At 55.4% G+C, this 21,196-nt stretch carries 12 protein-coding genes; 8 read left to right on the plus strand and 4 right to left on the minus strand.

Annotated features, from left to right (window positions below):
* The first annotated feature begins 11 nt into the window (after window positions 1–11).
* Window positions 12–1,937, plus strand: a complete 1,926-nt coding sequence (dhaR, locus tag OGV80_RS16635) for a dihydroxyacetone kinase operon transcriptional regulator DhaR (protein WP_286515345.1) — start codon at window positions 12–14, stop codon at window positions 1,935–1,937.
* Here dhaR and OGV80_RS16640 read toward each other — a convergent pair.
* The 4 genes from OGV80_RS16640 to OGV80_RS16655 are packed head-to-tail and all read right to left on the minus strand — an operon-like array spanning window position 1,915 to window position 4,430.
* Window positions 1,915–2,445: a cob(I)yrinic acid a,c-diamide adenosyltransferase gene (locus tag OGV80_RS16640; RefSeq protein WP_087052421.1), complete on the minus strand. Its 531-nt coding sequence runs from the start codon at window positions 2,443–2,445 to the stop codon at window positions 1,915–1,917. The two genes, dhaR and OGV80_RS16640, sit on opposite strands and share 23 nt — an antisense overlap.
* Window positions 2,446–2,799 (minus strand): glycerol dehydratase reactivase beta/small subunit family protein, encoded by a 354-nt coding sequence (locus OGV80_RS16645; RefSeq protein WP_047408493.1) that lies wholly within the window; start codon window positions 2,797–2,799, stop codon window positions 2,446–2,448.
* Between the two features lie 16 nt (window positions 2,800–2,815).
* Complete coding sequence (gene dhaT, locus OGV80_RS16650; protein WP_043017714.1) at window positions 2,816–3,979, minus strand: 1,3-propanediol dehydrogenase; 1,164 nt, start codon at window positions 3,977–3,979, stop codon at window positions 2,816–2,818.
* A 22-nt stretch (window positions 3,980–4,001) separates the two neighbouring features.
* Window positions 4,002–4,430: a GlcG/HbpS family heme-binding protein gene (locus tag OGV80_RS16655; protein WP_075145607.1), complete on the minus strand. Its 429-nt coding sequence runs from the start codon at window positions 4,428–4,430 to the stop codon at window positions 4,002–4,004.
* Window positions 4,431–4,822: 392 nt separating this feature from the next.
* Between OGV80_RS16655 and OGV80_RS16660 the strand changes: the two genes are divergently transcribed.
* The 7 genes from OGV80_RS16660 to OGV80_RS16690 all read left to right on the plus strand — a co-directional run.
* Window positions 4,823–6,490, plus strand: a complete 1,668-nt coding sequence (locus OGV80_RS16660) for a propanediol/glycerol family dehydratase large subunit (protein ID WP_087052422.1) — start codon at window positions 4,823–4,825, stop codon at window positions 6,488–6,490.
* Between the two features lie 11 nt (window positions 6,491–6,501).
* The gene (locus tag OGV80_RS16665) at window positions 6,502–7,086 is read left to right on the plus strand and encodes a propanediol/glycerol family dehydratase medium subunit (RefSeq protein ID WP_043017711.1); all 585 of its coding nucleotides are present in this window, start codon (window positions 6,502–6,504) and stop codon (window positions 7,084–7,086) included.
* Between the two features lie 2 nt (window positions 7,087–7,088).
* Entirely contained in the window at window positions 7,089–7,517 is a 429-nt protein-coding gene (locus OGV80_RS16670) for a diol dehydratase small subunit (protein WP_043017710.1), read from the plus strand.
* A gap of 10 nt (window positions 7,518–7,527) precedes the next feature.
* Window positions 7,528–9,339 carry a diol dehydratase reactivase subunit alpha gene (locus OGV80_RS16675; protein ID WP_047408499.1) on the plus strand — a complete coding sequence of 604 codons (1,812 nt, stop codon included), beginning with the start codon at window positions 7,528–7,530 and terminating at the stop codon, window positions 9,337–9,339.
* Between the two features lie 113 nt (window positions 9,340–9,452).
* Complete coding sequence (locus tag OGV80_RS16680) at window positions 9,453–9,776, plus strand: DUF1889 family protein (protein ID WP_071524484.1); 324 nt, start codon at window positions 9,453–9,455, stop codon at window positions 9,774–9,776.
* Between the two features lie 940 nt (window positions 9,777–10,716).
* Window positions 10,717–11,997, plus strand: coding sequence for a TolC family outer membrane protein (locus OGV80_RS16685; protein WP_051642772.1), 1,281 nt, complete (start codon window positions 10,717–10,719; stop codon window positions 11,995–11,997).
* A gap of 128 nt (window positions 11,998–12,125) precedes the next feature.
* Window positions 12,126–21,196 (plus strand): Ig-like domain-containing protein (locus OGV80_RS16690; RefSeq protein ID WP_286515348.1); only part of this gene is annotated, 9,071 nt, incomplete at its 3' end.

Consider the following 21,196-nt stretch of genomic DNA (forward strand, 5'->3'; position numbering starts at 1 on the left):
CGGAAAGGGATATGACGGCGCACACTCATAGCATCGGGAAGGAAGTCTCTTTGGTCATTGCCCAGTCATGGCATCGTTGCAGCAAGTTTATGCAGCGGGAAACCTGGCAGGCGCCGCATCAGGCGCAAGGGCTGACCTTTGAGTCGATTTGTCGTCGCAAGACGGCGCTGCTGACGATTGCCCAGGCCGCGCTGGAAGATGCCTGGGAGTTTATGGATGGCCGTCCGTGCGCGCTGCTGATTCTGGATGAGTCAGCCTGTATTCTCAGCCGTTGCGGCGATCCGCAGACGGTTGAACAGCTGGCGGAGCTTGGGTTTCGCGACGGCAGTTACTGTGCCGAAAGCATTATTGGCAGCTGTGCGCTTTCTCTGGCGACGATGCCGGGGCAGCCGACAAAAACTTCTGGCGATCAGCACTTTAAACAGGCGCTGCATCCCTGGTCGTTCTGCTCGACGCCGGTCTTCGATAACCATGGTCGACTGTTCGGCTCCATCTCGCTGTGCTGTCTGGTGGAACATGAGTGCGTTTCTGATTTATCCCTGACGCTGGCGATTGCCAGAGAAGTCGGCAACTCTTTGCTGACCGACAGCCTGCTGGCTGAATCTAATCGACATTTGAACCAAATGTACGGCCTGCTGGAGAGCATGGATGATGGCGTAATGGCCTGGAACGAACAGGGCGTTTTGCAGTTCCTCAATGCGCGCGCGGCGCTGCTTTTGCATCTTGACGCGCAGGCCAGTCAGGGGAAAAACATTCACGACCTGCTCAATCTACCCATGCTGCTGCGCCGGGCGATCAAACATGCCCGCGGTCTGAACCACGTTGAAGTCACTTTTGAAAGCCAGCATCAATTTGTTGATGCCGTCATTACCCTGAAACCGATTGTTGAGGAGCAGGGCAACAGCTTTATCCTGCTGCTGCATCCGGTGGAGCAAATGCGCCAGTTGATGACCAGCCAGCTCGGCAAGGTGAGCCACACCTTTGAGCAGATGTCGACAGACGATCCTGAAACCCGCCGCTTGATCCATTTTGGGCGCCAGGCGGCGAGAGGAAGTTTCCCGATCCTGCTGTGTGGAGAAGAGGGGGTTGGTAAAGAGCTGCTGAGTCAGGCTATTCACAACGAAAGCGAGCGTGCCAGCGGACCATATATTGCCGTGAACTGTCAGTTGTATGCCAACAGCGTGCTGGGGCAGGATTTTATGGGCAGCGCGCCCACCGATGATGAAAACGGTCGGCTGAGCCGTCTTGAACTGGCGAACGGCGGCACGCTGTTTCTGGAAAAAATTGAATATCTGGCGCCGGAGCTGCAATCCGCGTTGTTACAGGTGATTAAGCAGGGGGTACTCACCCGCCTGGATGCCCGCCGGCTGATCCCGGTGGATGTCAAAGTGATCGCCACCACCACGGTTGATCTCGCCAATCTGGTGGAGCAGAACCGCTTTAGCCGCCAGCTGTATTATGCGCTGCACTCTTTTGAGATAGTGATCCCACCGCTGCGGGCGCGGCGTAACAGTATTCCCTCGCTGATTTATACGCGGCTGAACAGCCTGAAAAAACGCTTTTCATCCAGTCTGAAGATCGACGACGACGCGCTGGCACAGCTGGTGGCCTATTCGTGGCCGGGCAATGACTTTGAATTGAACAGTATTATCGAAAACATCGCCATCAGCAGTGATAACGGCCATATTCGGCTGAGCAATCTACCGGATTATTTGTTTGCCGAACGTCCGGGTCTGGAGACGGCGTCTTCACTGCTGCCTGCCAGCCTGACGTTTACCGCTATCGAAAAAGAGGCGATTATCCATGCCGCTCGCGTCACCAGTGGGCGCGTGCAGGAGATGTCGCAGCTGCTGAACATTGGTCGCACCACCCTGTGGCGCAAGATGAAGCAATACGACATTGATGCCAGCCAGTTTAAGCGCAAACATCTGGAGTAGTTTCTTCAATTCTCGCCATCGAGAACAGCGCATCCGACAGTCGGTTGATATAACGCCTGGGTTCATCGCGTAACGTCAGCGTTCTGCTCATCGCGATGAGGACCCGCTCCAGCCGACGCGTCAGGGTTCGCGCAACGTGTAGCTGTGCCGATGCGAGATTTTTCCCCGGAATAACAAACTCTTTGAGCGGGCCGCTTTGCGCCATATTACGGTCAATTAGCTGCTCCAGCGCCTGAACATCCTCTTCGCCAATACGCTGTTTTAAGCGAGTCAGTCCTTTCTCATCGCTGGCGAGTTCCGCACCCAGTACAAACAGCATCTTCTGCATGGCGTGCAGCTCCTGGCGTAGTTCGGCCTGGTGCGTGCTGGCATAGCAGACGCCTAGCTGGGAAATCAGTTCATCCACCGTACCATAGGCCTCAACGCGGATGTCGTCTTTGTCGACACGACTGCCGCCAAATAGCGCGGTCGTGCCTTTATCGCCGGTTCGGGTATAGATGCGGTACATTTATTTTATCTCGCTGAAGGGAAGAACTTTAACCAGTTGACCGGCATTGGCACCGAGCGTGCGGAGCTGGGCAGCCCCGGCGTGAGTATGCCCACGGACCAGTGCCCGATCTTCGGGCAACTGAGCATGGGTTAAGGCAATATCGCCGCTGGCGTTGAGCCCAAGACCCACGCGTAGCGTTGAGCTTTTAGCCGCCAGCTTGCTGAGGGCCAGCGCGCAGTCATGCTCGTCGCAACAGATTGTCCGGCAAGGGACGCCTTGCTCTTCCAATCCCCAGCACAGCTCATCAAGCACGCGAGACTCCTGCCAGCGTGAGTGATAAAACAGATGTACGCCCGGTGATGAAAGTGACATTGCGCCCCCTGGGTTATCAGAATGCCTGACGGAAGATCTCGGCGATTTCTTTCTCGTTCCCTTTGCGCGGGTTAGAGAAGGCGTTGCCGTCTTTCAGCGCCATTTCCGCCATGTACGGGAAATCGGCTTCTTTGACGCCCAGGTCGCGCAGATGCTGCGGAATACCGATGTCGGCGGAGAGACGGGCAATGGCGTGAATGGCCAGTTCGGCGGCATCCATGGTGGAAAGGCCGTCAGTGTTTTCGCCCATAAATTCTGCGATATCGGCAAATTTTTCCGGGTTAGCGATCAGGTTATAGCGCGCCACGTGCGGCAGCAGTACGGCATTCGCCACGCCGTGCGGCATGTCGTACAGACCGCCAAGCTGATGCGCCATCGCGTGAACGTAGCCAAGGTTGGCGTTGTTAAAGGCCATGCCGGCCAACAAAGAGGCGTAGGCCATGTTTTCGCGTGCTTTCAGGTTGCTGCCCAGTGCTACGGCCTGGCGCAAGTTACGCGCGATGAGACGAATAGCCTGGATAGCGGCGGCGTCGGTAACCGGGTTGGCATCTTTGGAAATATAGGCTTCCACGGCGTGGGTCAGGGCGTCCATCCCGGTCGCTGCGGTCAGCGGGGCGGGTTTGCCGAGCATCAGCAGCGGATCGTTAATGGAGACCGACGGCAGGTTGCGCCAGCTGACAATCACAAACTTCACTTTGGTTTTGGTATTGGTCAGCACACAGTGGCGGGTGACCTCGCTGGCGGTACCGGCAGTGGTATTCACCGCGACGATCGGCGGCAGTGGATTGGTCAGAGTTTCAATCCCGGCATAGCTATAGAGATCGCCTTCGTGGGTCGCCGCGATACCGATGCCTTTACCGCAGTCATGTGGACTACCGCCGCCGACGGTAACGATGATATCGCAATGCTCTTTGCGAAAGACGTCCAGACCGTCACGCACGTTGGTGTCTTTGGGATTCGGTTCAACGCCGTCAAAAACCACCACGTCAATACCGGCCTCACGCAGATGGGCGAGGGTTTTATCTACTGCACCGTCTTTAATAGCCCGCAGACCTTTATCAGTAACCAGTAGCGCTTTTTTACCGCCTAACAGTTTGCAGCGTTCGCCAACAACGGAAATAGCATTGGGGCCAAAGAAGTTCACATTTGGCACCAGGTAATCAAACATACGATAGCTCATAATATACCTTCTTAGATTTGAATTATAATTCAGAGAAACAACTTAGCGCGGTTTCTGCTAATAATCTGTCTTGTTCGACGGTGCCGCCGCTAACGCCAATGGCTCCAATTAATTCCCCATTTAACATGACGGGTAAACCGCCACCGAAAATAACGATGCGCTGTTGGTTGGTAAGCTGCAAACCATATAGCGAAGCGCCAGGTTGTACCGCATCAGTAATTTCATGGGTGCCCTGGCGCAGGCAGCAGGCGGTATACGCTTTATTAAGAGAGATATCACAACTGGTGACAAACGCGTCGTCCATACGGTGCATCAGCAGCGTGTTTCCGCCGCGATCCACCACAGAAAAGACCACCGGAACGTTGATATCAAAAGCTTTAGCCTCGACGGCCTGCGCCATTTTCTTTGCAGCCGCCAGCGTAATGGTGGCGATTTGTTGGCTTTTATTCACAGTCTCTCCTGAAAATATTGTAGGGCTGAGGTCACGAAAAATATCGCGCGACAGCTATTTTTATCATTGGCTTTACCTTATTTTCTCGCCGCACGTTATTAAGTCAATAGGGCATGCATTTCAGGAAATTTAAATTCATCTTCCCATTTTTACGTTTATTGATAATGATCATTTAACCTCGTCACAATTCACGGCGGATATTCCTGAGCTGCGTTTCAATATGAAACGATGCGTTTTTATTCGGTGCCAAATTGGAACGAAATTAATTTTATTTTTTTATTGTCCTGCTCATTTAGAGTTCGGCCATTGCTGATGAAAGGCGAATGCCGGGTGTTGTGTCCCCGGCAATGCGGCCCGGCGTCCCTATTTTTTATCTTTTGAGTCCATAAACTATGAGAAGATCAAAACGATTCGAAGTGCTTGCGAAGCGCCCTGTAAATCAGGATGGCCTGATTGGCGAATGGCCTGAAGAGGGGCTGATCGCCATGGAAAGCCCCTACGATCCGGCTTCGTCGGTGAAGGTGGAAAAGGGTCGTATTGTTGAGCTGGACGGCAAAAGTCGCGCCGAGTTCGACATGATTGACCGTTTCATTGCCGACTACGCCATTAACGTGGCCGAGGTAGAGCGCGCCATGCAGCTCGACGCGCTGGAGATCGCCAGAATGCTGGTGGATATCCACGTCAGCCGGGAAGAGATAATTGCCATTACCACTGCTATCACCCCAGCGAAAGCGGTGGAGGTAATGGCGCAAATGAACGTGGTGGAGATGATGATGGCGCTGCAAAAAATGCGCGCCAGACGAACGCCCTCTAATCAGTGCCACGTGACCAACCTGAAAGATAACCCGGTACAGATTGCTGCCGACGCGGCTGAAGCGGGGATCCGTGGCTTTTCCGAGCAGGAAACGACGGTCGGGATCGCCCGCTACGCGCCGTTTAACGCCCTGGCGCTGCTGGTGGGTTCCCAGTGTGGTCGCCCCGGTGTGCTGACGCAATGTTCTGTTGAAGAGGCCACTGAGCTGGAGCTGGGAATGCGCGGGCTAACCAGCTACGCCGAAACGGTGTCGGTCTATGGCACAGAATCGGTGTTTACCGATGGCGATGACACGCCGTGGTCCAAAGCGTTTCTCGCCTCGGCTTATGCGTCGCGTGGCCTGAAAATGCGCTACACCTCCGGCACCGGCTCGGAAGCGCTGATGGGCTACTCCGAAAGTAAATCGATGCTTTATCTGGAGTCGCGCTGCATTTTTATCACCAAAGGCGCGGGCGTACAGGGGCTGCAAAACGGCGCGGTCAGCTGTATCGGCATGACCGGCGCTGTGCCGTCGGGGATCCGCGCGGTGCTGGCGGAAAACCTGATTGCCTCAATGCTCGACCTTGAAGTGGCCTCCGCCAATGATCAGACCTTTTCCCACTCCGATATTCGCCGAACTGCCCGCACTCTGATGCAGATGCTGCCGGGCACCGACTTTATTTTCTCCGGTTACAGCGCGGTACCCAACTACGACAACATGTTTGCCGGGTCGAACTTCGACGCTGAAGATTTCGATGATTACAACATTCTGCAACGCGATCTGATGGTTGACGGCGGTCTGCGTCCGGTGACTGAAGAAGAAACCATCGCCATTCGCAATAAGGCCGCACGCGCCATTCAGGCGGTGTTCCGCGAACTGGGCCTGCCGCTGATTAGCGATGAGGAAGTGGAGGCTGCCACTTATGCTCACGGCAGCAAAGATATGCCCGCGCGCAATGTGGTGGAGGATCTGGCGGCCGTGGAAGAGATGATGAAGCGCAATATCACCGGGCTGGATATTGTCAGCGCGTTGAGTTGCAGCGGCTTCGAAGATATCGCCAGCAATATCCTCAACATGCTGAGGCAGCGCATCACCGGGGATTATCTGCAAACGTCGGCAATTTTGGATCGCCAGTTCGATGTCGTCAGCGCCGTCAATGACATTAACGATTATCAGGGACCCGGTACCGGCTATCGCATCAGTGCCGAACGCTGGGCGGAAATTAAAAATATTGCGGGCGTGGTTCAGCCCGGCTCGATCGAATAAGGCGAAACACAGTGGAATACACAACTGAACGTAAGCCGGTTTTCACCTTGCAGGTAAGCGAAGGCGAGGCGGCTAAAGCGGACGAACGCGTGGATGAGGTGGTGATTGGCGTCGGCCCGGCCTTTGATAAGTATCAGCATAAAACCCTGATTGATATGCCGCACAACGCGATTTTGAAAGAGCTGGTTGCCGGAATTGAAGAAGAGGGACTGCATGCGCGAGTGGTGAGAGTGCTGCGCACCTCGGATGTTTCTTTTATGGCATGGGATGCGGCAAATCTCAGCGGTTCAGGCATCGGGATTGGTATCCAGTCGAAAGGAACCACGGTGATTCATCAGCGCGATCTGCTGCCGCTGAGCAACCTCGAGCTGTTCTCTCAGGCTCCGCTGCTGACGCTGGAAACCTATCGCCAGATTGGTAAAAACGCCGCGCGCTATGCGCGTAAAGAGTCGCCTTCGCCGGTGCCGGTGGTCAATGACCAGATGGTGCGGCCCAAATTTATGGCCAAGGCCGCGCTGTTTCATATCAAAGAAACCAAACACGTGGTGCAGGATGCTGCGCCCGTCACGCTGCATATTGCACTGGTAAGGGAATGACCATGAACGACAACATCATGACCGCGCAGGATTACCCATTAGCGACCCGCTGCCCGGAGAAAATCCAGACTCCTGGCGGTAAGCCGCTAACCGACATTACCCTTGAGAATGTGCTGGCGGGCCGCGTAGGACCGCAGGATGTGCGGATTTCTCAGCAAACGCTGGAGTACCAGGCGCAGATTGCCGAACAGATGCAGCGTCATGCCGTGGCGCGCAATTTCCGTCGCGCGGCAGAGCTGATTGCGATCCCGGATGCCCGCATTCTGGAGATCTACAACGCGCTACGTCCGTTTCGTTCTTCGTTCGCTGAGCTGCAGGCTATTGCCGATGAACTGGAGCATACCTGGCACGCTACGGTGAACGCCGGGTTTGTCCGCGAGTCGGCAGAGATATATCAGCAGAGAAACAAGCTGCGTAAAGGTAGCCAGTGACGGGGGCAACATGCCGTTAATTGCAGGGATCGATATCGGCAACGCCACCACCGAAGTGGCGTTGGCACAGCATGGGCATTTTATCGCCAGCGGGATTGTCGCCACCACGGGCATGAAAGGCACGCGGGACAATATTGCCGGGGTGGTGGCTTCTCTGCAGCAGGCTCTGAATAGCACCCCGTGGTCGCTTCAGGATGTGGCGAAAATCTGCATCAACGAGGCCGCGCCGGTGATTGGCGATGTGGCGATGGAAACCATCACTGAAACCATCATTACTGAATCGACAATGATTGGCCATAACCCGCAAACGCCCGGCGGCGTTGGCGTGGGAATGGGGACCACTATCGCCGTGGAGAAGCTGGCGGCGTTAAGCGAGGATCGGTTTGCCGAGGGCTGGATCCCGCTGGTAGGCGAGGAAATGGATTTTCTCGAGGCGGTCTGGCTTATCAATGCGGCGCTGGATCGCGGCATCAACGTGGTGGCGGCGATCCTGAAAAAGGATGATGGCGTGCTGGTGAACAATCGCCTGCGTCGGCCAATGCCGGTGGTTGATGAAGTCACCTTACTTGAGAAGGTGCCGGAAGGGGTGCTGGCGGCGGTGGAAGTGGCGGCCGCCGGGCAGGTGGTGCGGGTATTGTCGAATCCTTACGGCATCGCGACCTTCTTTGCCCTGACGCCCGAGGAAACGCAAACTATCGTCCCCATCGCCAGAGCGCTAATCGGCAACCGTTCCGCCGTGGTGCTGAAAACCCCGCAGGGTGATGTGCGATCAAGGGTGATCCCGGCGGGCAAGATCTTTATCCGTGGTGAAAAGCGTGGCGGCGAAGCCGACGTAGCGCAAGGCGCGCAGGCCATTATGCAGGCGATAAGCGCCTGTGCGCCCGTGTGCGATATTCGTGGTGAAGCAGGCACGCACGCAGGCGGCATGCTGGAGCGGGTGCGTAAGGTGATGGCCTCACTGACCGGTCATGACATGAACACGGTGCATATTCAGGATCTATTGGCGGTCGATACGTTTATTCCGCGCAAGGTGCAGGGCGGCATCGCTGGAGAGTGTTCAATGGAGAACGCCGTGGGCATTGCGGCAATGGTGAAATCCGATCGCTTACAGATGCAGGCCATCGCCAGTGAGCTGAGCGCCCGGTTAAACACGCCGGTTGAAGTTGGCGGCGTGGAGGCCAACATGGCCGTAGCGGGGGCGCTAACAACGCCCGGATGCGCCGCACCGCTGGCGATCCTCGATTTAGGCGCAGGATCTACCGATGCCGCCATTATCAATAGCGACGGCGTAGTGAGAGCGGTGCATCTGGCCGGTGCAGGAAATATGGTTAGCCTGTTAATTCAAACTGAGCTGGGCCTAAACGATGCGTTTCTGGCGGAGGAGATTAAAAAATACCCGCTGGCAAAAGTGGAAAGCCTGTTCAGTATTCGCCATGAGAACGGCGCGGTAGAGTTTTTCCGCGAACCGCTCAGCCCGACAGTCTTCGCCAAAGTGGTGTATCTGAAAGAGGGGGAGCTGATCCCGGTAGATAACCTCACCTCGCTGGAAAAAATTCGTCTGGTGCGCCGACAGGCCAAAGAGAAGGTTTTTGTGACCAACTGCCTGCGCGCATTGCTTCAGGTTTCACCCAGTGGCTCCATTCGCGATATTGCTTTTGTAGTGCTGGTGGGCGGCTCCTCGCTGGATTTCGAAATCCCGCAGATGATCACCGATGCGCTGGCGCACTACGGCGTTGTCGCCGGACAGGGCAACATCCGTGGTAGCGAAGGGCCGCGTAATGCGGTGGCAACCGGGCTGGTTTTGGCCGGAATCGCGAATTAATCGTGCAGAAAACAGCCACCGCAAGCGTTTAGCTGCGGGGTAAATCAAATAAAGGCGATGTTCTCTTTGATATCCCGACGAAGTTGGGTACATAGTATAAATGTGTCTCTCACGTGGTTAATTTTAAGGATAAGAGCATGCCAACAGCAATTGAGAAAGCATTGGATTTTATTGGTGGTATGAACACTTCGGCGTCAGTACCCCATTCAATGGACGAAAGTACCGCTAAGGGAATCTTAAAGTATTTGCATGACTTAGGTGTGCCAGCGAGTCCGGAAGCTGTAATGGCACGAGGTGAGCAGGAGGGATGGAATCCCGAGTTCACGAAAAAAGTGGCCGGATGGGCAGAAAAAGTCGCCTCCGGTAACCGCATCCTTATCAAGAATCCAGAGTATTTTTCAACCTATATGCAGGAGCAGCTCAAAGAGCTAGTGTGAGCTGACTATCGAATCAAACGCTAACGGACGTTTCCATCTCTGGATGGGGCGTCCAAAGGAGGGCTAGTGACATGCTTGTTGCCAGGCAGGCGTTTCGCACCGCAAAAGCGAGGTAATCTAATAGCTTTTCTTTAACTCCTGCACATAGAGATATTATCAACTTCTCAGTAGTACCTGGATTATCCGTGGCGACTCACCTCACAAAGAAGACTCAATAATCAGAATTATATTGCGTCAACCTCATTATATTTACTGAAATATTCTTTTATTACTAAATTTTCCACAGATTATTGATAGTCATTAGCAAGTCCGTTGCTGAATAATATTTGCATTCGCAGCCCGAGCAGCAGCATCCAGCACACCTGTTATTTTCAATCCAAAGCCCACAATTTTCCTTCACTTCAGCGATAGTGGCCCATGTGTATCAATCAAATCTACAACTATTTTTCTCTCCTGAGTAAAAGACCATTCAAAAAATATTTGTCAATAAATTCTATAGTCTTGGTACAAATTGACATTTGTTTGAAAATCTTTGTGTTAAGTACGCTGTGAAATTAACGCAAAAATGTTCATTTACTGGGAGGTAATAATCCTATTTATAACAAAGAGTTTTCATGTTTGTATAAAAAACAACCTTTCAGACTTTTATAAAGATCCCGCAATATTCTTTATTCTATTAACATCACATTAACATTGTGGGTATGGTTAGGGTGTACAGTATTTGTTATGCTCCAAGTCAATTAATAATATTCACTAGGGAAAATCCTATTTCACCATTTCTTGATAAATGAGCTCATTGTTGAGAAAGGAAATTTATTCCTTATTTGACAAATGGTTAAAAAACGAATCCTGGAGGAGAATCTACCCTATTAATATGGAGGCTCATGTGCGGATTTTTGTACCCCTAAGGCACACAATATTTTATTTTTTATTTGCAGGTATGATCGTATGTGGTACTGCGAAAGCCTATAACGGTACACCGAACACAGCCCGAGTTGCGTCTGTGACACTGAAGGAAAGTATTCTTTTTGCTTTTGACCGTGACCCATCAATAAGTCAGCAGGCCGCGCAAATGGGAATCGGCCAGGCGCAAATAGACGAAGCACGCAGTGGTTGGATGCCGCAAATATCACTTAATGGCAATACAGGGCATAGCCAGACGACAGACTCAAGCGGCTCACTAAAAAACTCAGCAGCATGGGGGCTAAGTCTGACGCAGCTTGTCTATGATTTTGGCAAAACGAATAGCGCAATCAGTCAGTCTGAAGCACAACGAGATAGTTACCGGTACCAGCTTATGGCTACATTGACTGGTGTCGCTGAGAAAACGGCTCTAAGCTACGTTGAAGTCAGACGCTATACCGAACTGACACAAGCAGCGAAAGAAAATATTACTGCGCTTAAAAATGTTCAGCATATGGCGCGATTGCGCGCAGAGGCTGGTTTGAGTTCTACGTCCGATGAGCTTCAGACGCAAGCGCGTGTCGCGGGAATGCAGGCAACGTTTGAACAATACAATGCAGCGCTGAGTAGCGCGCGGGCAAGACTGGCTGTTTTAAGCGGTATTGATGCAGAGCAGTTGCAACCCGTGCCTGAGGCATTAGTCGTTCGAGAGGATTCTCTTGATAATATTGATTATTCATTAATTCCATCTGTGCTCGCCGCAAGGACAATGGAAACGTCTGCTCAGTATGCCGTTGAAAAAGCAAAATCACAGCACTGGCCGACTCTAAGCCTTAAAGGTGGACGTACGCGTTATGAATCGGATAACCGAAGCTATTGGGACGATCAGATTCAGCTAAATATTGATGCCCCTATTTACCAGGGCGGTTCGGTTTCAGCGCGAGTTCACCAGGCTGAAGGCGCAAGAACAATGGCGATGTCGCAAGTCGATCAGGCTCGATTTGATGTACTACAAAAAGCGTCAGTTGCTATGGCGGACTGGTCTGGAGCACACGGTAGAATGAATGCCGGGAATATACAATTGCAGAGCGCTCTGCGTGCTCGCGAGGTTTATAAAAATGAATATACCCTTAGCAAAAGAAGTATTAATGACTTACTAAGCGTTGAACAAGACGTCTGGCAAGCAACGCTATCAAAAATAATGGCTGAATATGATAGCTGGAGTGCCGCAATTAATTATGCCACTGCCCTGGATAATTTATTGCCTGCTATAGGTGTTGAAAAAAATGCTGCGGCGAAATTACCTGATCTAAGTTAGTAACGAAAAGAAAACGCTGCAAAAATTGCTGAAAAAAAACTGAAGACAATGGGAGTCTTTCCCAGAGATTGCTACATCTGAATGTTGGCAATCTGTGAAAGATGGGGGCGCCTGTAAGGAGAAAAAATATGAGTTCAGTAAAAATTGTTGATGTCATTATCCGAAAGACGGCTGAAAAAACAGTTCTGACAGGTGAAGGGAACCTCTCTGTTTCTGTCTCTGCACCCAGCGTTATCGAAGTCCATGGTTCTGCACAGGATGTGGCACGCTACGTGCGACAGGGTAAGGATCTCCTGCTTTACATGAAAGATGGCAGCGTGATCCGCTGCAACAATTATTTCATGGAAGATCCTGAAGGTAAAAACCATTCAGAGTTGGTCTTCAACAATGAGGATCAACTTACCCATATATCGTTTGCTGAGACCGGAGAAGCGTCTGGGCTTGCGACTACTGAACTGACTTCTCATGCGACAACCATATCCAGTATCGAACCTTTTCTCAAGCAAGGCAGTGCCCTGAGCGATGCGCCTTGGGGCTGGATTGCAGGCGCGGCATTAGGCGGCGGCGCGATTGGCGCATTGCTGGCACATGGTGGTGATGGCAAAACCAAAGTCATTGATAACACCAAAGAAGTTGAGAGCGCAACGCCGACCTTTTTGGTAACGGACAAAGCGGGTGACAAGCAGGGTGTGCTGAGTGCAAAAGAGGTCACGGATGATAACACCCCAACCTTCAGCGGTACCGGGCAACCTGGTGCGACCATTCAGATCAAAGATAGCAGCGGCAGCACCATTGCCAGCGCCATGGTCGGTACAGACGGGACCTGGACGGTAAAGCTTCCGACGCAGACGGACGGAGAACACACCTGGTCCGTGGTGCAGATCGACGGCAGTAAAACCACGACTGCAGGCAGCATTACCGTGACTGTCTCAACGGCTGACGCGGCCGTTACGCTCGCCACCACCGCAGGCGATAACATGATTAACGCCAGTGAGCAGTCCGCAGGCTTTACCCTCTCCGGTGCGAGCAAAAATCTCGCGCAGGGAACGGCGCTCACCGTCACGTTAAACGGTAAAACCTATACCGCAGAAGTGGGCGAAAATGGCGCATGGAGCGTGAAGGTGCCCGCAGCAGACGCACAGGCGCTGGGTGATGGAACCTGGACGGTCAACGTCAGCGGCAAAGATGCAGCGGGTAATACCGTAAGCGGTAGTCAGACGATTGGCGTGGATACCGTGCCGCCGACATTATCGGTCGATGCGATTTCCCAGGACAACATCGTCAATGCCGCAGAGCACAACCAGACCCTGACCCTTACCGGTAAAACGAACGCGGAAGCGGGCCAGATTTTAACCGTGACGCTGAACGGCAAAAACCACACAGCAACGGTAGGTAGCGACGGCACCTGGTCCGTTACGCTTCCTGCCAGTGAAGTACAAGAGCTGGCTGACGGCAACCATTCGTTGACCGTGAACGTCAGCGACAAGGCGGGTAACGGTTCTTCAACCACCGCCAATTTCACCGTTGATACCTCCGCACCCGTAGTTACGATCGATACCGTAGCGGGCGACGATGTTCTCAATACCAGCGAGCAGAGCCAGGCGCAAATTATCTCCGGCAAGGCGAGCGGCGCGGCAGCGGGCGACGTGGTCACGGTTACCCTGGGCGGCCAGACCTTTACCGGTGTCGTACAGGCCGACGGCAGTTGGAGCGTTGGCGTCCCTGCCTCCGTCATCGGCGCGCTGGGTGAGGGCGACCACAGCATTTCTGTCTCCGTTACCGATGCCGCGGGCAATACCGGCAGCGCGACGCACGGCGTGACGCTGAGCGGCAATCCGCCAGAATTCACGATTGACGCCATCAGCCAGGACAATGTTCTTAATGCTCAGGAGGCTATGCAGCCGCTGAGTCTGAGCGGTACCAGCAATCTGCCGAACGGCAGCGCCATCACCGTTACACTGAACAACGTCAACTATCAGGCCACCGTTGAAAACGGCATCTGGAGTGTCCAGGTGCCGGTTTCCGACGTTCTGAATCTGGCAAATACCCTCTACACCGTCAGCGTGAGCGGCACGGACAGCGTGGGTAATAGCGGTTCTGCAGACGCTAACCTGCTGGTCGATACGGTGCTGCCACAGGTGATTATCAATACCTTTGCGGGCGACAACCTGGTCAACAACGCCGAAGTGGCGGTGGACCAAACCCTGAGTGGGCGCGTCACTGGCGCGGCGGCGGGCGATACCGTTTCTATCTCCGTTGGTGGCAAGAGCTATACCGCCACAGTAGGGAGCGATCTGACCTGGAGCGTGACTATCCCGTCAGCGGATCTCAAGGCATTTGGCGACGGCGATTTGACCTTCAGCGCTTCGGTCACCAATGCGCACGGCAACACCGGCAGCGGCGAACGTGATATCAACGTCAACGCTGAGCTGCCTGGCCTGCGCGTGAACACGATTTCTGGCGATGACGTGATCAACGCCATCGAACAGCAGCAGGATCTGACCGTCACCGGCTCCAGTACCCATCTGGCTGCAGGCACGCAGATTACCGTTACCATCAACAACGTTGACTACGCTGCCGTGGTGAGCGCCAGCGGTAACTGGCAAATTGGTGTTCCTGCGTCCGATCTTCAGGCATGGACGGCAGGAGATATTACGGTCAACGTTAGCGCGCAGGACGCGTGGGGCAATACCGTTTCTGCTGAGCACCCCATCGAACTGGATCTGAACGCTGTAGCGGTCACCATTGATATCATTAGCAGCGATGACATGCTGAACGCGGCCGAAAAAGGGGCTGAGGTGACGCTGTCAGGTCAGACGCAGGGTGTGGAAGCCGGTCAGACCGTGGTGGTTAAATTTGCCGACCAGACCTTTACTGCGCAGGTGCAGCAGGATGGTTCCTGGAGCCTGACCGTTCCGGCGAGCGCAATGGAAACCCTGATCGACGGACGTGCGCAGGTGAGCGTCAGTGTCACCAATGTGAACGGCAATAGCGCAGAAGCCTCGCGCGTCGTCACCGTGGATACGTTGCCACCGACTATCACGCTGGACAACCTGACGTCCGATAACATCATCAATGCGGCGGAAGCGCAGCAGGATCTGGCGGTCAGCGGCACCAGTAATGCCCAGGCGGGACAGACTGTTACCGTGACGCTGAACGGTAAATCTTACCAGACCACCGTCCAGACGGACGGAACCTGGACCCTCAATGTACCGGCCGCCGACGTAGGCGCGCTGGTAGATGGTACGGTGACGGTCACGGCTACTGTGAGCGATGTGGCGGGCAACAGCAGTAGCGCCGATCGCGTGGGGCTGGTGGATGCCACCGTGCCGCAGGTGACGATCAACGATTTTGTCACCGATACCAATACCGTTAACCAAATCGCCCATTCTCAGGCGCAGATCCTCAGCGGCTCCGTCACCGGCGCAGCAGCGGGTGATTTGGTCACCATCACCATCAATAACGTCGACTACACCACTGTGGTAGACGCGGTGGGCAACTGGAGTCTCGGTCTGCCAGCGTCTGTTGTTCAGGGGCTGGCCGACGGTACCCTGACGATTGATGTCTCCGTAACGGACCAATCCGGCAATACTGGCAGCAATTCGCTGGACGTTGTCGTTAACACCGTGACGCCGCAAATCGGCATCAATACCCTGGCGGCGGATGATGTGATCAATGCCACTGAGAAAGGCGAAGATCTGCTGCTCTCTGGCACCAGTAATCAGCCTGATGGCACCACTATCACGGTGACCCTGAACGGCATCAACTACACCGCCACCACCGATGCCAGCGGTAACTGGAGCGTTAGCGTACCTGCGTCTGCGGTGAGCGCGCTGGGCGAAGCGAACTACACCGTGACTGCCAGCGTCACCGACAGCGTTGGCAACAGTGCCTCGACCACCCACAACGTGCTGGTGGATAGCTCGCTGCCGGTAGTGACCATCAACACCCTCGCGGGCGATAACATTGTTAACGCCTCGGAAGTTACGGCAGGGCAAACCCTGACTGGTAAGGTGAGCAACGCGGCGGCGGGCGATACCGTTACGATTATCCTCGGCGGCCAGACGTACACCGTTACCGTGCAGGGCGATCTCACCTGGAGCCTGCCGTTAACCGAGAGCCAGTTAAGCGCGCTCGGCAACGGCGAACTGACCGTATCGGCAAGCGTAACCAACGCACACGGCAATACCGGTTCTTCTTCCCTGGACTTCACCATTGACGCCCAACTGCCGGGTCTGCGTATTGATACCGTCGCCGGTGACGACGTGATCAACGTGATTGAACACGCGCAGAATCTGATTGTGTCAGGCACCAGCACCGACCTGGCGGTGGGCAGCACCGTTACCGTGACCATCAATGGTAAAGACTACGCTGCAACGGTTCTGGCAGATGGCACCTGGCAGGCGTCGGTTCCGGCGGCGGACGTCTCCCTGTGGGCGGACGGTTCGCTCACCATCAGCGCCAGTGCGCAGGATACCTCCGGCAACCCGGTGAACATCGGCACCGTCGTGGATGTGGATCTCTCCGCGGTGGCAATCAGCATCAACAGCGTGACCGCTGACAACGTGCTGAACGCGGCGGAAAAAGGCCAGGACCTGGTGTTGAGCGGCACCTCAAGCAACGTTGAGGCAGGGCAGACCGTCACCGTCACCTTTGGCGGTAAAACCTATACCACCACGGTCGATGCCAGCGGCGACTGGTCCTACACGGTTCCAGCGGCAGACCTGAACGGCCTGAAAGATGGCGACGCCAGCGTGCAGGTCAGCGTGACCAACGTGAACGGCAATTCGGCCTCTTCCGCGCAGGAATACAGCGTCGATACCACCGCGCCGACGGTCACCATCAACACCATCAGCAGCGACAATATGCTGAATGCGGCTGAAGCGGCGCAGGATCTGACCCTGAGCGGTACCTCAAGCGCCGAAGCCGGTCAGACGGTCACTGTAACCTTCAATGGCAACCAGTACACCGCGCAGGTTCAGGCGAACGGTATCTGGACGCTGAACGTTCCGGCAGCCGACATGACAGGTATCGCCGACGGCAATGCGGCGGTAACGGCGACGGTGTCGGATAAAGCGGGCAACCCGGCGAGCGCGGGCGCATCCGTGCTGGTCGACACCACCGTGCCGCAGATCAGCTTTAACATCGTGGCAGGCGACGACATCATTAATGTCGCCGAGCACGGCCAGGCGCTGATCGTTTCCGGCAACGTGAGCGGCGCGCAGGCGGGTGACGTCATCACCGTAACCCTGAACGGCAAAGATTACACTGCAATGCTCGGTGGTTCAGGTAACTGGAGCATTGGCGTACCAGCCTCTGACGTTGGCGCGCTGGTAAACGGTGACCACACGATCTCCGCAACCCTCACCGACAAGGCGGGCAACAGCACCACAGCAACGCATGACGTTGACGTCTCCCTGACGGCACCGGTGATTACCATTAATACCCTGGCGGGCGATGACGTGATCAATGCGACCGAGAAGGGCCAGGATCTTCAGCTCTCCGGAACCAGCAACCAGCCGGACGGCACCACTATCACGGTGACCCTGAACGGCATTAACTACACCGCCACCACTGACGCCAGCGGCAACTGGAGCGTGACCGTTCCGGCGGCAAATGTTTCCGCATTGGGCGAAGCGAACTACAGCGTCACGGCCAGCGTGACCGATACCGCAGGTAACAGCGCCAGTACCAGCCATGGCGTACTGGTGGACAGCGCGATCCCAGTGGTAACCATCAACGCTATCGCTACCGACGACGTGATCAACGCGGCAGAAGTAGCCACGGGGCAGACTCTGAGTGGTAAAGTCAGCGGCGCGGCGAGTGGTGATGTTGTCACGATTAATATTGGTGGTAATACGTACACGGCGAAGGTTCAGGATGACCTGAGCTGGTCGGTAAATGTTCCAGCGAACGTCTTAACCGCTATCGGTAACGGCTTACTGACTGTGTCAGCAAGCGTGACTAACGGCCACGGCAATAGCGGCTCTGGCGAGCGCGACATCACCATTGATGCCAATCTGCCTGGCCTGCGCGTTGATACCGTGGCGGGCGACGATGTGATCAACAGCATCGAACACGCGCAGAACCTGATCGTCACCGGCTCCAGTGAGGGCCTTGCAGCAGGCTCCGCGCTGACCGTAACCGTGAACGGCAAAACCTACGCCGCCACGGTGTTGGCAGACGGCACCTGGAGTGCAGCCATCCCGGCGGCAGACGTTAGCGCACTGGCGGCGGGAACCGTGTCGGTCACCGTTAAAGGCGAGAGCGCGGCGGGTAACCCTGTATCCATTACTCACAACGTCACGGTCGATCTGGCGACAGTTGCCATCAGCATTGATGCCATTGCCACGGACGACGTGATTAACGCAGTGGAAAAAGGGACGGACCTGGTGCTGTCTGGCTCAACGACCAATGTGGAAGAGAACCAGACCGTCTATATCACCTTTGGCGGCAAATCTTATACTGCAAGTGTAGATGCCAGTGGTAACTGGACGGCAACCGTGCCGATGGCAGATTTGGGCAGCCTGAAAGACGGTGATGCCAGCGTACACGTTAGCGTGACCAACGTGAACGGCAACAATGCTTCCGCCGGTCGTGAGTACAGTGTGGATGCGACCGCGCCGACGGTGTCTATTGAGATTATTAGCGATAACAACATCATCAATGCGGCAGAAGCACAGGTCGATTTGGTTGTTAACGGCGTGACTAATGCCGAAGCCGGACAGACCGTGACCGTGACCCTGAACGGCCAGAATTACACCACCACCGTACAGGCCAACGGTAGCTGGAGCGTGACCGTACCTTCTGCGGATCTCGGCTCGATTGTTGACGGCGACTATACCATCACCGCAGCGGTGTCCGATAAAGCGGGCAACCCGGCCTCGGCGGATCGCGACGTGCTGGTCGATACCACGGTGCCGAAACTGACCATCAATACCGTTTCTGACGATGACGTTATCAACAGCGCTGAACATGCGCAGGCGCTGATTGTCACCGGTTCTGTGACCGGCGCGGCAGCGGGTGATGTAGTGACTGTCACCATCAACAACAAAAATTACACCGCGACCCTGGATGCTTCAGGCAACTGGAGTGTGGGGGTGCCTGCGGCAGACGTCAATGCGTTGACTGCCGGAGATTACACCATCAGAGCGGCGCTGACCGATAAAGCCGGTAACAGCAACAGCACCACACACGACGTGGAAGTGAATCTGACCGCGCCGGTGCTGACCATCGACGTAATTTCTGGTGACGACGTCATCAACAGTACCGAAAAAACGCAGGAACTGACCCTTTCGGGCACGGCATCCGGTCTGGCGGTTGGTACCGTCGTTACCGTGATGCTCAACGGTAAAGCCTACAGCGCCACCGTCGATATCAACGGACAGTGGACTACCACCGTTCCGGCGGACCAGGTGGGAGCGCTGGGTGAAGCCTTGTACACCGTCACCGCGTCGGCAACGGATAGCGTGGGCAACAGCACCAGCACGTCACACACAGTGAATGTGGAGTCTGTATTGCCTGGCATGACCATCAACACCATTGCAGGCGACGATGTGATCAACGCCGCCGAGCTGGCGAACGGCCAGACCATCAGCGGTAAAGTGGTGAATGCCGAAGCGGGCAACACTGTGACCGTAACGATTGGCGGCAACACCTATACCACGGTGGTAGAGAGCGATCTGAGCTGGTCCGTTAACGTCCCGGAATCCGTATTGACGGCGCTGGGTAACGGTGAACTGACTGTAACCGCCAGCGTAACCAACGGCATTGGCAACAGCAGTACCGGGGAGCGCGATATCACCATCGACGCGAACCTGCCAGGGCTGCGCGTTGACACGGTAGCAGGCGATGACGTAATCAACAGTATTGAGCATGCGCAGAATCTGATTATCACCGGCTCCAGCAATGGCCTGAGTACAGGTACAGTGCTGACCGTGACCGTCAACGGCAAAACCTACCCGGCAACCGTGCAGGCGGATGGCACCTGGAGCGCGGCGATCCCGTCAGCGGACGTGAGTGCCTTAGCTGCGGGAACTATCACTGTGACCGTTGAAGGCCAGAGCCGCGCCGGTAACCCGGTCTCTATCGACCACAACGTGACGGTGGATCTGGCGACCGTGGCCATCAGCATTGATGCTATCGCGACTGACGATGTGATTAACGCTGTCGAGAAGGGCGCGGATCTGGTGCTTTCGGGTACCACCTCCAACGTCGAAGAGAACCAGACCGTCAACATCACCTTCGGCGGTAAGAGCTACACCGCGACCGTGGATGCAGATGGAAAATGGACGGCGACCGTGCCATCGGCTGACCTGGCGGGTATGAAAGACGGCGATGCCAGCGTGCAGGTGAGCGTGACCAACGTCAACGGCAACAGCGCGTCTGCGGGCCGCGAGTACAGCGTGGATGCGACCGCACCGTCCGTGACCATCAGTACCCTTGCGGCTGACGATATCCTGAACGCCACGGAAGCGCAGTCAGACCTCGCCATCTCCGGCACCAGTACCGCCGAGGCGGGCCAGACGGTGACCGTGAGCCTGAACGGTAAAAACTACACCACCACCGTAGGCGCTAACGGCAGCTGGACGCTGAACGTTCCGGCGGCGGACCTGGCGGGATTAACCGACGGCAGCGTGATCGTCACCGCGAGCGTCAGTGACAAGGCGGGGAACCCGGCGTCGGTTGACCACAACCTGACGGTGGACGTGACCGTGCCTGCGGTGACGATCAACACCATCGCGGGCGATGACGTCATTAACGTGGCTGAACACAATCAGGCACAGATTATCAGCGGCTCCGCCACCGGCGCGGCAGCGGGGGATAAAGTCACCGTCACCATTGGCGGCCAGACTTACACCACCGTGCTGGACGCGGCGGGCAACTGGAGCGTGGGCGTTCCGGCGAGCGTGATTGCCGGCCTCAGCGATGGCAGCGTGACCGTCACTGCGTCAGTGACCGACGCGGCGGGCAATACCGGCAGCGGTACGCACAATGTAACCGTTGATACCGGGCTGCCGTCAGTTGGCTTCGACACCCTCAGCGGCGATAACGTGCTGAATGCGGTGGAGAAAGGCCAGGATCTGAGCGTGAGCGGTACCAGCGCCAACCTGGCGGAAGGCACTCTGATCACAGTGACGCTGAACGGTAAACAATACACGGCGACAACCGCTGCAAATGGAAGCTGGAGCCTGACGGT

This window comes from Citrobacter sp. Ce119, from assembly GCF_030334525.1.
Taxonomy (GTDB): Bacteria; Pseudomonadota; Gammaproteobacteria; order Enterobacterales; family Enterobacteriaceae; genus Citrobacter; species Citrobacter europaeus.